The sequence below is a fragment of the Curtobacterium sp. MMLR14_002 genome (assembly GCF_001864975.1).
GTDB lineage: Bacteria > Actinomycetota > Actinomycetes > Actinomycetales > Microbacteriaceae > Curtobacterium > Curtobacterium flaccumfaciens.
The window spans coordinates 111224-124147 of record NZ_MJGT01000001.1 but is presented as its reverse complement, the minus strand read 5'-3'; the positions used below and the strand labels follow the sequence as shown (position 1 = coordinate 124147).

Sequence of the window (12924 nt, the reverse complement as noted above, 5' to 3'; positions counted from 1 at the left end):
CGTGTCCGGGGCGGGCCGTCGACCGGTCCGTCGATGACGACGAGGAGCACGGTGACCTTCACAGCCCCGATCCAGCTGCCCGGCCTGACGCTCGACCCGCAGTGGTACAAGCGCTCGGTCTTCTACGAGTGCATGATCCGGTCGTTCGTCGACTCCAACGGAGACGGCATCGGCGACATCCAGGGCGTGATCGGCAAGCTCGACTACCTGCAGTGGCTCGGCGTGGACGCCCTGTGGCTCCCGCCGTTCTTCCAGTCGCCGATGCGCGACGGCGGGTACGACATCGCCGACTACCGGGCGATCCTGCCGGAGTTCGGCACGCTCGACGACTTCCGCGAGCTCGTGACGAAGTCGCACGAGCGGAACATGCGCATCGTGATCGACATGGTGATCAACCACACCAGCGACCAGCACGAGTGGTTCCAGCAGTCCCGCGAGGACCCGGACGGCCCCTACGGCGACTTCTACGTCTGGCGGGACACGGACGAGGACTACTCCAACATCCGCATCATCTTCGTCGACACCGAGGAGTCCAACTGGACCTTCGACCCGGTCCGACGCCAGTTCTTCTTCCACCGCTTCTTCTCGCACCAGCCGGACCTGAACTTCGAGAACCCCGCGGTCATCGAGGCGATCTACGACGTCGTCCGGCACTGGCTCGACATGGGCGTCGACGGGCTCCGGCTCGACGCGATCCCGTACCTGTTCGAGTCGGAGGAGGGCAACGGCGAGGGCGAGCCGGAGACCCACGAGTTCATCAAGAAGCTCCGCGCGATGGTCGACGACGAGTACCCCGGCCGTGTGCTCCTGGCCGAGGCCAACCAGTGGCCGCGCGAGACGGCGGCGTTCTTCGGCACCGACGAGGAGCCCGAGTGCCACATGGCGTTCGACTTCCCGGTGATGCCGCGCATCTTCTACTCGCTCCGGGCACAGCACGCCGCCGAGCTCAAGGCGATCCTGTCCGAGACCCTCGACGTGCCGGCCAGCGCGGCGTGGGGCGTCTTCCTCCGCAACCACGACGAGCTCACGCTCGAGATGGTGAGCGAGGAGTACCGGCAGGCGATGTACGGCTGGTACGGCTACGACCCGCGGATGCGCTCGAACATCGGGATCCGCCGACGCCTCGCTCCCCTGCTCGACAACTCGCGCGCCGAGCTCGAGCTCATCCACGCGCTGCTGTTCTCGCTGCCCGGTTCGCCGTTCCTGTACTACGGCGACGAGATCGGGATGGGTGACAACATCTGGCTGCCGGACCGTGACTCCTCGCGCACGCCGATGCAGTGGACGCCGGACCGCAACGCCGGCTTCTCCACCGCTGACCCGGGCAAGCTCTACCTACCCGTCGTCCAGTCGCTCGTGTACAACTACGCGCAGGTCAACGTCGAGGCGCAGCTCGCCCAGTCGCGCTCGCTGCTGCACTGGGTCCGGAACGTCATCCACACGCGCAAGGCCCACCCGGTGTTCGGCCTCGGCTCCCTGCACGTGCAGGAGACCTCGAACGACTCGGTGCTCGCCTTCGTCCGCTCGTGGGAGGGCTCCGGCCAGCAGTTCGGGCCGTCCGCCGAGGACGTCCTGTGCGTGTTCTCGTTCGCGACGAACCCGACCTCGGTCACGATCTCCGCGCCGGAGTTCGCGGGACGCCCGCTCTACGACCTGTTCGGCGGCAGCTCGTTCCCGTCGTTCGACGAGGACGGCACCGTCACGCTCACCATGGGCACGCAGTCGTTCTACTGGCTGCACGTCGGCGCGCCGACCCGGTAGTCGGGGGTGTCGGTGCGTCCCGTTAGCCTGACCGCGTGACGTTCCCCACAGCACAGCTCGACGCGCCCGCTCCGTCCCAGGACCTCACGGGTCGGCCCTGGTGGCACGCGCTGGGCGTCTTCGACCTCGAGACCACCGGGGTCGACGTCGAGACGGCCCGCATCGTCACCGCCCACGTCGGGCTCATCGACATGACCGGGGCCTCCATCGTCGAGGGTGCCTGGATCGCGGACCCCGGTGTCCCGATCCCGGAGGGCGCCGCCGCCGTGCACGGCTACACCACCGAGCGTGCCCAGGCCGAGGGACGCCCTGCGGCCGAGGTCGTCGCCGAGATCATCGCCGCGATCGAGGCCGTGTTCGCCCGGGGCATCCCCTTGGTGATCTACAACGCCCCGTACGACCTCACCGTCCTCGACCGCGAAGCGAAGCGGCACGGGTTCGCCTCCCCCGTCATCGGCAACATCGTCGACCCGCTGGTGATCGACAAGGCGCTCGACACCTTCCGCAAGGGCAAGCGCACGCTCGAGGCCGCGTCCGAGCTCTACGGCGTCACGCTCGACGACGCCCACGACGCCGGTGCCGACGCGATCGCTGCCGGGCGTGTCGCCCAGGCCATCGCGGGCAAGTACCCGGACGAGCTCGGCATCTCCGCCGAGGAACTCCACCGCAAGCAGGTCGGCTGGTGCGCCGAGCAGGCCACCTCGTTCCAGGACTACATGCGCAAGAAGCGCGATCCGACGTTCACCGCCGACGGCCGCTGGCCCCACCGCAACGGCGCCTGACCCCGCACTGCCCCTCGCAGAGCACCGGTGTTCGCGCGCCGAACACCCGCAGACCGCGGTGTGACGCGCAAACACCGGTGTCCCGTGTCCCTGGGTCAGCGGCAGCCGTGGACACCGCACAACGCGAACGGGCGGCCCTCCCGGAGGAGGACCGCCCGTGGGCGTTGCGTGGGGGCTGCTTACTTGCTGAAGCCCTTGAAGCGCTGGTTGAACTTCTCGACGCGACCGGCCGAGTCGAGGATGCGCTGCTTGCCCGTGTAGAACGGGTGCGAAGCGGACGAGATCTCGACGTCGATGACCGGGTAGGTCGCACCGTCGAGCTCGATGGTCTTGTCGCTGTTCGCGGTCGAACGCGTCAGGAACGTCTCACCGGAGGCCAGGTCGCGGAAGACGATGGCGCGGTACTCGGGGTGGGTGTCGGTCTTCATGGAGATTCCTCGATAGCGGTGATGGGATTGCGCGAACTGCGCGGGAAGTCGTCGGCTTGCGCCAGCTGTCCACGATACCAGAGAGACGGCGGGATCGCAGCGCTACGCGGCGCGTGCCGTGTAGCGACCGGCGTCCTTGGTGACCGAGAGGTCGATGCCGAACGCCTCGGTCAGGGTCTGGTCCGTCAGGACCTCGTCGATGGGGCCTGCGGCCTGCACGTGGCCGTCGGCGAGGACGAGCGCGTGGGTGAAGCCGGCCGGGATCTCCTCGACGTGGTGGGTCACGATGACGATGGCCGGCGAGTCGGCGCTCTGGGCGTAGCCGCCGAGGGTGCGGACGAGGCTCTCACGGGCACCGAGGTCGAGCGACGCGGCCGGTTCGTCGAGGAACAGGATCTCCGGGTCGGTCATCACGGCACGGGCGATCTGCACGCGCTTCTGCTCGCCGTCGCTCAGGTCGCCGAACGTGCGGTCGGTGAAGGACCCCAGGCCCCACTCCTCGAGCACGCGCTGCGCGCGGCGGACGTCGAGCTCCTCGTACTCCTCGTTCCAGCGGCCCGTCACCGAGTACGCCGCGGTGAGCACGACGTCGATGACCTTCTCGGTTACCGGGATGCGACGGGCCAGCGCGGTCGACGCGAAGCCGATGCGCGGGCGGAGCTCGAACAGGTCGGCACCGCCGAGTTCGGTCCCGAGCACCTCGACGTCGCCCGAGGTCGGGAACGTCTGGGCACCGGCGACCTGCAGCAGCGTCGTCTTGCCGGCGCCGTTCGCGCCGAGCACGACCCAGCGTTCGTCGTCCTGCACCTCCCACGAGATCGCGTCGAGGATGGTGGCCCCGTTGCGGACCACGGAGACGTCTGACAAGCGCACGACCGAGGGCATGCGACCAGCCTACGGGTTCTGGCCGAGCACCCGGTCGTAGACCTGCCGTGTCCTGGTGGCGATCGCGTCCCAGGTGAACTCGGTCTCGACACGGAGCCGTCCGGCGCGTCCCATGAGCTTCGCCAGCCCCTCGTCGGCGAGCACCTCGGTGAGGGTCGCGGCGAGGTCGGCCACGAAGCGGTCGGGGTCGGTCGGGGTCCCGGTGCCGTCCTGCACCTGGTCGATCGGGACGATGCGACCGGTGAGCCCGTCGGCGACGACCTCGGGGATGCCCCCGGTGCCGGTGCCGACGACCGGGATGCCGCACGCCATGGCCTCGAGGTTCACGATGCCGAGCGGCTCGTAGACCGACGGGCACACGAACACGGTGCCCGAGGACAGCACGTTCACGATCTCCTCGTGCGCGAGCATCCGGTCGATCCAGACGACGCCTTCACGTTCCGCGCGGAGGCCCTCGACGAGCTCGGTGACCTCGGCCAGGATCTCGGGGGTGTCCGGCGCGCCGGCGCACAGCACGATCTGCACGTCCGACGGCAGCGACGCCACGGCGCGGAGCAGGTACGGCAGGCCCTTCTGGCGGGTGATGCGTCCGACGAACACGACGCTCGGGCGCGTCGGGTCGATGCCGAGGGCGCGCACGGCGTCCTCGTCGACGGTCGGCTTCCACGCGTCGATGTCGATGCCGTTGTAGACGACGTGGACCTTCGCGGGGTCGATCGACGGGTACGAACGCAGGATGTCCGCACGCATGGCCTTCGAGACCGCGATGACGCCGTCGGCGTGTTCGAACGCCTCGCGCTCCATCCAGCTGGACAGGCGGTAGCCGCCGCCGAGCTGCTCGGCCTTCCACGGGCGGAGCGGCTCGAGGCTGTGGGCGGTCACGATGTGGGGGATGCCGTAGGTCAGCTGCGCGATCCGGCCCGCGGAGTTCGCGTACCAGGTGTGCGAGTGCACGAGGTCGGCACCCTCGACGTCGGCCGCGATGGCCACGTCGGTGCCGAGGGCCTGCAGCGCGCCGTTCGCCTGGCCGAGGCCGTCCGGGGTCCGGTAGCCCCACACGTCGGGTTCGTCACGGAAGGCCCCGAAGGCCCGGACACGGACTTCCGTGTCCGTCCCCGACCGCAACGCGGCGGTGAGTTCGGACACGTGGACACCCGCTCCGCCGTAGACCTCCGGCGGATACTCCCTGGTCAGCAGATCGACTCGCACTGGTTCAACGTAACCGGTTCCCAGTGCTGACGCCTACTGTGAGCGGCATGGCACCAAAGAAGGTCTTCGGCATCGTGCTCGCCGGCGGCGAGGGCAAACGACTCATGCCGCTCACGGCCGATCGCGCGAAGCCCGCCGTCCCGTTCGGCGGCAACTTCCGTCTCATCGACTTCGCACTGTCGAACCTGGTCAACTCCGGTCTGCAGAAGATCGTCGTCCTGACCCAGTACAAGTCGCACAGTCTCGACCGGCACGTCGCGGAGACGTGGCGCATGGAGGGGCTGCTCGGCTCCTACGTCGCGTCCGTCCCCGCGCAGCAGCGGCTCGGCAAGCGCTGGTTCGCCGGCTCGGCCGACGCGATCCTGCAGTCGCTCAACCTGCTGCGCGACGAACGCCCCGACATCGTGGTCGTCGTCGGTGCGGACCACGTGTACCGGATGGACTTCCACCAGATGGTCGAGGCGCACATCGCGTCCGGCCGCAGTGCCACGGTGGCGGCGATCCGTCAGCCGATCGGGCTCGCCGACCAGTTCGGCGTGATCCAGGTGGCCGACGACGACCCCACGAAGATCGAGGCGTTCCTCGAGAAGCCGAAGGATGCGATCGGTCTGGCCGACTCCCCCGGCGAGATCCTGGCCTCGATGGGCAACTACGTGTTCAACGCGGACGCCCTCGTCGACGCGGTCCTGCGCGACGGCCAGCTCGAGACGTCGGCACACGACATGGGCGGCGACATCGTCCCCGACTTCGTCAACCGCGGCGACGCCGGCGTGTACGACCTGCAGCGCAACGAGGTCCCCGGTTCCACCGACCGCGACAAGTACTACTGGCGCGACGTGGGCACGATCGACTCGTTCTTCGACGCCCACATGGACCTCATCGCCCCGGTCCCGGTCTTCAACCTGTACAACCAGGACTGGCCGATCTTCAACCAGCAGACGAACCTGCCGCCGGCGAAGTTCGTCCGCGACGCGAACGGCAACACCGGGTCCACGGTGGACTCGCTCGTGTCGCTCGGCTGCCTGGTGTCGGGTGCGCAGGTCGAGCGCAGCATGATCGGGCCCTGGTGCTCGATCGATTCCGGCGCGAAGGTCCTCGACTCGATCGTCTTCGAGCGCGCCACCATCGGCGCCGGCGCGGTCGTCAACCGCGCCATCCTCGACAAGGACGTCGTCATCGCACCGGGCGCGCAGGTCGGCGTCGACCGCGAGGCCGACGAGGCACGCGGCTTCACCGTCACCGAGTCGGGGATCACCGTGGTCGGCAAGGGCGTCCGCGTCGACGCATAGGCACGACGCGTAGACAAGCAGACACCCGGGGCGCAGCCCCGGACGGACGGCCTGGAGGCACGGCTCGCGTCACGGACGCGGCCGTGCCTTTCGTCAGTCGGTACCGTTGGTGCGTGCCCCGCTTCCTCGTCGTCCTCGATGCCGATTCCACGCTCCTCGAGGACGAGGTGATCGAACTGCTCGCCGACAGCGCCGGGACCCGGCCACAGGTGGCGGCGATCACGGAGCGCGCCATGCGCGGGGAACTCGACTTCGCCGAGAGCCTCCGGGAGCGTGTCGCGACCCTTGCGGGCCTCCAGGCAGACGTCTTCGTCCGCGCACAGCAGTCGGTCTGTGTGACGCGGGGCGCCGACCAGCTCGTCCGTGGGGTGCACGCCGCAGGCGGCACCGTCGGCGTGGTGTCGGGCGGGTTCCACGAGGTGCTCGACCCGTTCGCCGAGCAGCTCGGGCTCGACCACTGCCGGGCGAACCGCCTCGAGGTCACCGACGGCGTGCTCACCGGCCGCGTGCTCGGCGACGTGGTCGACGCGCACGCCAAGGCCGTCGCGCTCCGCGAGTGGGCGGACGCCGACGGGGTCGACCCGGCACGGACCATCGCCATCGGCGACGGCGCGAACGACCTCGAGATGATGCGCGTCGCCGCGCTGTCGGTGGCGTTCGACGCGAAGCCTCGCGTGCGGGAGCAGGCGGACGTCGCGGTCGTCGACCGTGACCTGTCTGCCGTGCTCGCGACGCTCGGTCTGCGCGGCTGATCAGTCCGAGGGCTAGTGGCCCATCCCGAGGCCACCGTCGACCGGGATGATCGCACCGGAGACGTACCCGGCGCCGTCGCTCGCCAGGAACAGCGTGGCGTCGGCGACGTCGTCGACCGTGCCGTAGCGGGCGGCCGGGATCGCCTTCTTGAACTCGGCCTGCAGCTCCTCGGAGAGTGCGGCGGTCATGTCCGTCTGGATGAAGCCGGGCGCCACGACGTTGGCGGTGATGCCGCGCGAACCGAGCTCACGCGTGATCGACCGGGCCATGCCGACCAGGGCGGCCTTCGAGGACGCGTAGTTGACCTGGCCGATCTGGCCGTAGGCGCCCACGACGCTCGACATCAGCACGATACGGCCGAACTTGGCCTTCATCATGCCCTTCGTGGCGCGCTTGACGACGCGGAAGGTGCCCGTGAGGTTCGTGTCGACCACGCTGGTGAAGTCGTCCTCGGACATGCGGAGGAGCAGCTGGTCGTTCGTGATGCCGGCGTTCGCGACGAGGACCTCGATCGGACCGAGCTCGGCCTCGACCTGCGTGAACGCGGCGTCGACGGAGGCCGTGTCGGTGATGTCGGCCTGCACCGTCAGGGCGCCCTCGGGACCACCCTGACCGCTGCGCGACGTCACGGCGACCCGGTGGCCGGCGGCGACGAACCGCTCGGCCAGGGCGTGGCCGATGCCGCGGTTGCCGCCGGTGATGAGGACGGTACGGGGGGTGCTCATGGTCGCTCCGTTTCGGTGGGATCTGCTCGGCACGCGGTGCCGGGGACCCGGCGGACACGCCCGGACGAGCGTACCGGAGCGGACCACCCCGCCGGTTCGCGCGCGGCGCACCCACGATCGGTCCGGCGGGATTAGGCTTGACCACGGGTAGACGGAGACCATCTGTATGAAGAGCACGCACACGAGCATCACGTCGCTGCCGGACACACCGGAGCAGGACCGGGCGCACCGCCTGTCCCGCTACGTCTGGCAGATGGCCATCCGAGTGGTCCTCTTCATCTCCGCCGTGCTCGTGTACTCGATCTGGCACTCATGGCTCGCGGTCATCCCGATCGTCCTCGCCGCGGTGATCCCCTGGGTCGCCGTCGTCATCGCGAACGCCGGCAGCCGGACCGAGAGCGACATGATCTCCCCCGCCGGGTCCATCGAGCTCTACGACGCCGTCGACCCGCGTCTCCGCGAACAGCAGGAGGACGCCCGGGCCCAGGCCTACCGCGACGAGCAGGACCGCCTCCGCCAGCAGGCGCAGCACGCGCAGGACGAGTGGCAGCGCAACGGCGACCGATCGAAGATGTGGGGGCCCCGCTGATGGGTGCGACGTTCGACCTGCAGACCGAACCCGGATCCACCCCGGTGTGCTCGCGTGCCGGCTGCGTGTCGACGGCCGGGTGGCGTGTGAACTGGCGCAATCCCCGGATCCACGCGATCGACCGCGTGAAGATCTGGGCCGCGTGCGAAGAACACCGCGACTTCCTGGCCGACTACCTGCGGTCCCGCTCCTTCCCGGTGCGCGTCACCGGCATGCACGAGGACGTCGACCACCTCGACGACGAGCGCGAGTCGACGGCGGCGCCGAAGAACGACGTCGGGGTGCGCTCCACCGGCACCTCGCGATGACCGACGGCTTCGACCCGCAGTCCCGGTACGGCCGCAAGCACGCCGCCAAGCTGCAGCGCGCCGCGGCGGAGTCCCGCTCGACCGACGACACCAGGTCGGGCTCGTCCGGTCGGGACCCCCACGAACCGTTCGTCGGCTGGCGCTTCGTCCGGAGCCGCCGCTGGCTCGGCTACTTCGCGATCGCGGTCGCCTTCGCCATCGTGTGCGCACTGTTCGGCATGTGGCAGTGGGACCGCCGCAACGAGGCCGTCCGGCAGAACGAGCAGGTCGCGCAGAACTACGACCACACCCCCGTCCCCCTCGACCGGGCGCTGCCGAAGGCCTCGAGTTGGCAGGACGAGCAGGAGTGGCTCCGGGTCGCCGTGACCGGCCGCTACGACGTCGACTCGCAGCTGCTCGTGCGCAACCGCGTGCACAACGGGCAGCCCGGGTTCGAGGTCCTGACGCCCCTGGTCACGTCCGAGGGCCGCGCCTTCATCGTCGACCGCGGGTGGGTGCCGACCGGCAACGCCCAGGACGCACCCGACCACGTGCCCGCTCCCCCGTCCGGCGAGGTCACCGCGATCGTCCGCCTGCAGCAGAGCGAGCCACGCATCCCCGGCCGATCCGACCCGAAGGACACCGACCAGGTGCAGTCGGTGACCCTGGCCGACGTGGCGAACAAGGTCGACGACCCGATCTGGACCGGTGCGTACGGGCAACTCGCCTCCGAGTCCCCCGCCCCGACCGAGGCACGCCCGCTCGGCTGGGAGCGTCCGAACGCCGACACCGGGCTGCACCTCAGCTACTTCATCCAGTGGTTCCTGTTCGCCGCCGGGGGCTTCGGGTTCCTGGCGTACGTGATGGTGCAGGAGTACCGGAACCTCAACCAGGACGACCCCGAGGAGCGCGAGCGCGCACTCGAGCGCGAACGCCGCAAGAACGCGAAGCCGAAGACCGACGCCGAGATCGAGGACGAGCTCATCGCGTCACGTCGCTGACGCGCGGCCGAGGGTGCGCGTCAGCGCACCGTGCGCACCTCGCAACCCCGTGCGCGGTTCCGCGCACCGTGCAGCGCCACAAACGGCCACCCAGCACGCAACGCCGCACCGGATGGCGAACGCGGCACCGTGCGGACGGGAGGCGCGACGCACGACCGGCACCGCGCCTCCCGGCCGCACCGTGCGCACCCCGCAACCCCGTGCCCGCTTGGGCGCACCGTGCAGCCCCACAAGCGGGCACCCAGCACGCAACACCGCACCGGATGGCAAAACCGGAACCGTGCGGACGGGAGGCGCGACGGACGACCGGCACCGCGCCTCCAGGCCGCACCGTGCGCACCCCGCAACCCCGTGCGCGTTTCCGCGCACCGTGCAGCGCCACAAACGGCCACCCAGCACGCAACGCCGCACCGGATGGCCAACGCGGCACCGTGCAGACGGGAGGCGCGACGCACGACCGGCACCGCGCCTCCAGGCCGCACCGTGCGGACCTCGCAACCCCGTGCGCGCTTCCGCGCACCGTGCAGCGCCACAAGCGGGCACCCAGCACGCAACGCCGCACCGGACCGCGAACACCGCACCGTGCGGACGGGCCTCGCCCGACCACACGCGCGGCGGCTACGCGAGCTCGATGAGCTCCGCGTAGTCCTTATTCCAGTGGTCCTCGGTGCCGTCCGGCAGCAGCAGGACGCGCTCGGGGTTGAGCGCCTCGACCGCGCCGGCGTCGTGGGACACCAGGACGACCGCCCCCTCGAAGCCGGCCAGGGCGTTGAGGATCTCCTCGCGCGAAGCCGGGTCCAGGTTGTTCGTCGGCTCGTCGAGCAGCAGGACGTTCGCGCCGGACACCACGATCATCGCGAGCGACAGACGCGTCTTCTCACCACCGGACAGGACACCGGCCTTCTTGTAGCCGTCGTCGCCCGTGAACAGGAACGAGCCGAGCACCCTCCGGGCCTCGGTCTCGTTGAGGTCCGTCGACGCCGACACCATGTTCTCGATCACGGTGCGGTTGATGTCGATGTTCTCGTGCTCCTGCGCGTAGTAGCCGATGCGCAGACCGTGACCGGGCTGAATCTCGCCGGTGTCGGGCTGGTCGGCACCCGCCAGGATGCGCAGCAGCGTCGTCTTGCCCGCACCGTTGAAGCCGAGGATGACCACGCGCGAACCGCGGTCGATCGCCAGGTCGACACCCGCGAAGATCTCGAGCGACCCGTACGACTTCGACAGCCCCTCGGCCATCAGCGGGGTGCGGCCGCACGGCGCCGGGGTGGGGAAGCGGATCTTCGCGACCCGGTCGGCGACACGCTCGTCCTCGAGGCCGGCGAGCAGCTTGTCGGCACGCGCGACCATCTGGTGCGCAGCCGCGGCCTTGGACGCCTTGGCGCCGAAGCGGGCGGCCTGGTCCTTGAGCGTGGCGGCCTTCTTCTCGGCGCCCGCGCGCTCCTTGCGACGGCGCTCCTCGTCGGCGACGCGCTGCCGCTGGTAGAGCTTCCAGCCCATGTTGTAGATGTCGATGGTCTGGCGGTTGGCGTCCAGGTAGAAGACGCGGTTCACGACCTCGTCGACGAGCTCGACGTCGTGGGAGATGATGATGACGCCGCCGGGGTAGGTCTTCAGGTGCTCGCGGAGCCACACGACCGAGTCGGCGTCGAGGTGGTTGGTCGGCTCGTCGAGGATCATCGTCTCGGCGTCCGAGAACAGGATCCGGGCGAGCTCGATGCGGCGGCGCTGACCACCCGAGAGCGTCTTGAGCTGCTGGTCGAGGATGCGGTCGGGCAGCTTCAGGTTCGAGGCGATCGACGCCGCCTCGGCCTCGGCCGCGTAGCCACCGAGCGCGTTGAACTGGTCGTCGAGGCGGCTGTAGCGCCGCATCGCCTTCTCGGCCACGGCCGCATCGTCGCTCGCCATGTCGAGGGTCGCGAGGCGGATGCCCTCCACGAGCTCCCCGAGCCCACGGGCGTCGAGGATGCGCTTCCGCGCGGTCTCCTCCGGGTCGCCGGAGCGGGGGTCCTGCGGCAGGTAGCCGATCTCCCCACCGCGGTCGATCGTGCCGCCGTTCGGCTGCGTCTCGCCCGCGAGGGCCTTGGTCATCGTCGTCTTCCCCGCGCCGTTGCGGCCGACGAGTCCGATCTTGTCGCCCTTCTCGACACGGAAGGACACGTCCTCCATGAGGAGACGAGCTCCGACGCGGATCTCGAGTTCGTGCACGGCAAGCACAGTGGACGTCCAATCAGTTGGTGGGTTTGCACAACGGTGTGTGCGTGAGGTGCACCGCTACGCTGACGGGACCGATGGTTCCGAACGGAACCAGCAGTCCATTCTAGGAGAATCCATGACGAACGCCACCGGGTTCGCTCCCCGCGCAGTCCTCGCCGACCGTCTGCGCACGCACGGGCTGGCCACCGACGCCGCCCTCGTCGCCGGCGGAGCCCTGTTCACCGCCGCGATGGCGCAGCTCGAGGTCCCGATGTGGCCGGTCCCGATCACCGGGCAGACGCTGGCCGTCGTGCTCGTCGGCGCGACCCTCGGCGCACGTCGCGGCATGCTCTCGCTGCTCGTCTACGCCGTCGCCGGACTCGCGGGTGCCCCGTTCTTCGCCGACATGCAGGGCGGTCTGCAGGCCCTGGCCCTGCCGAGCTTCGGGTACGTCATCGGCTTCATCCCCGCCGCCGGGCTCGTCGGCTGGCTCGCCCGTCGCAACTGGGACCGCAACGTCGGCCGCGCCGCGGTCGCGATGCTGCTCGCGAGTGCCATCCCGTTCGTGACCGGCCTGCCGTACCTGGCCGTGGCGCTCGGCCAGCTCGGCGCCCCGAACGACGTCCAGTCGGTGCTCGCCGCCGGCCTGTACCCGTTCATCGTCGGTGGCATCGCCAAGGCCCTCATCGCCGCGGGCATCCTGCCGCTCGCCTGGAAGGCCGTCGGCCGCCGCTGACACCTCGCGCGAGAACGGCCCCGCACCTGATCGGTGCGGGGCCGTTCTGCGTCCGGAGCGGGTGAACAGTCCGTGCGGGGCCGGGCCGGGGTTTCGGTCGTTCACGACTCCCCGCCACCCGGACGCCGAGTGGTCGCATTCCGTCGCCTGGAGCGCTGTCAGCCGACAGAACGTGACCACTCGGCGAACTTGAGCGGGCGGTCACGACCACTCCGCGGCGCGCCCCGCGCGTGGCGTGCGCACAGACGGACGGGAGGCGCGGTGCCAGCTGGCACCGCGCCTC

The 12924-nt window shown here is 70.1% G+C and carries 12 protein-coding genes and 1 pseudogene; 8 read left to right on the top strand and 5 right to left on the bottom strand.

The window, feature by feature from the left end; translation table 11 throughout:
* The first annotated feature begins 51 nt into the window (after positions 1–51).
* A complete protein-coding gene (gene treS / locus BIU91_RS00550; RefSeq protein ID WP_071403984.1) occupies positions 52–1761 on the top strand; it encodes a maltose alpha-D-glucosyltransferase in 1710 nt (569 codons plus the stop codon).
* Positions 1762–1796: 35 nt separating this feature from the next.
* Positions 1797–2543 (top strand): 3'-5' exonuclease, encoded by a 747-nt coding sequence (locus BIU91_RS00545; protein WP_216099620.1) that lies wholly within the window; start codon positions 1797–1799, stop codon positions 2541–2543.
* Positions 2544–2722: 179 nt separating this feature from the next.
* Here BIU91_RS00545 and BIU91_RS00540 read toward each other — a convergent pair whose 3' ends face one another.
* The 3 genes from BIU91_RS00540 to glgA form a co-directional block, all read right to left on the bottom strand.
* Entirely contained in the window at positions 2723–2971 is a 249-nt protein-coding gene (locus BIU91_RS00540; RefSeq protein ID WP_017887280.1) for a type B 50S ribosomal protein L31, read from the bottom strand.
* A gap of 102 nt (positions 2972–3073) precedes the next feature.
* Positions 3074–3856 carry an ABC transporter ATP-binding protein gene (locus BIU91_RS00535; RefSeq protein WP_017887279.1) on the bottom strand — a complete coding sequence of 261 codons (783 nt, stop codon included), beginning with the start codon at positions 3854–3856 and terminating at the stop codon, positions 3074–3076.
* 9 nt (positions 3857–3865) lie between these two features.
* Entirely contained in the window at positions 3866–5065 is a 1200-nt protein-coding gene (gene glgA / locus BIU91_RS00530) for a glycogen synthase (RefSeq protein ID WP_071403766.1), read from the bottom strand.
* 47 nt (positions 5066–5112) lie between these two features.
* On the opposite strand from glgA, the gene BIU91_RS00525 reads away from it, so the two are divergent.
* On the top strand, positions 5113–6354 hold the full coding sequence (locus BIU91_RS00525) for a glucose-1-phosphate adenylyltransferase (RefSeq protein ID WP_071403983.1): 1242 nt from the start codon (positions 5113–5115) through the stop codon (positions 6352–6354).
* Between the two features lie 113 nt (positions 6355–6467).
* The gene (serB, locus tag BIU91_RS00520) at positions 6468–7106 is read left to right on the top strand and encodes a phosphoserine phosphatase SerB (protein WP_071403765.1); all 639 of its coding nucleotides are present in this window, start codon (positions 6468–6470) and stop codon (positions 7104–7106) included.
* Positions 7107–7118: 12 nt separating this feature from the next.
* On the opposite strand, the gene fabG is transcribed toward serB, so the two are convergent.
* On the bottom strand, positions 7119–7832 hold the full coding sequence (gene fabG / locus BIU91_RS00515) for a 3-oxoacyl-ACP reductase FabG (RefSeq protein ID WP_071403764.1): 714 nt from the start codon (positions 7830–7832) through the stop codon (positions 7119–7121).
* Positions 7833–7998: 166 nt separating this feature from the next.
* Between fabG and BIU91_RS00510 the strand changes: the two genes are divergently transcribed.
* The 3 genes and pseudogenes from BIU91_RS00510 (at position 7999) to BIU91_RS00500 (ending at position 9709) form a co-directional block, all read left to right on the top strand.
* The gene (locus BIU91_RS00510) at positions 7999–8421 is read left to right on the top strand and encodes a DUF3099 domain-containing protein (protein WP_051596733.1); all 423 of its coding nucleotides are present in this window, start codon (positions 7999–8001) and stop codon (positions 8419–8421) included.
* Positions 8421–8627 (top strand): annotated as a pseudogene (locus BIU91_RS18020) (hypothetical protein); the annotation flags it as partial. The gene BIU91_RS00510 and the pseudogene BIU91_RS18020, both read left to right, overlap by 1 nt.
* Positions 8628–8725: 98 nt before the next feature.
* Positions 8726–9709: an SURF1 family protein gene (locus BIU91_RS00500; RefSeq protein ID WP_084740354.1), complete on the top strand. Its 984-nt coding sequence runs from the start codon at positions 8726–8728 to the stop codon at positions 9707–9709.
* A gap of 618 nt (positions 9710–10327) precedes the next feature.
* On the opposite strand, the gene BIU91_RS00495 is transcribed toward BIU91_RS00500, so the two are convergent.
* Positions 10328–11926: an ABC-F family ATP-binding cassette domain-containing protein gene (locus BIU91_RS00495; protein ID WP_071403762.1), complete on the bottom strand. Its 1599-nt coding sequence runs from the start codon at positions 11924–11926 to the stop codon at positions 10328–10330.
* Positions 11927–12041: 115 nt separating this feature from the next.
* Between BIU91_RS00495 and BIU91_RS00490 the strand changes: the two genes are divergently transcribed.
* Positions 12042–12641, top strand: coding sequence for a biotin transporter BioY (locus tag BIU91_RS00490; protein WP_071403761.1), 600 nt, complete (start codon positions 12042–12044; stop codon positions 12639–12641).
* Positions 12642–12924: the final 283 nt, after the last annotated feature.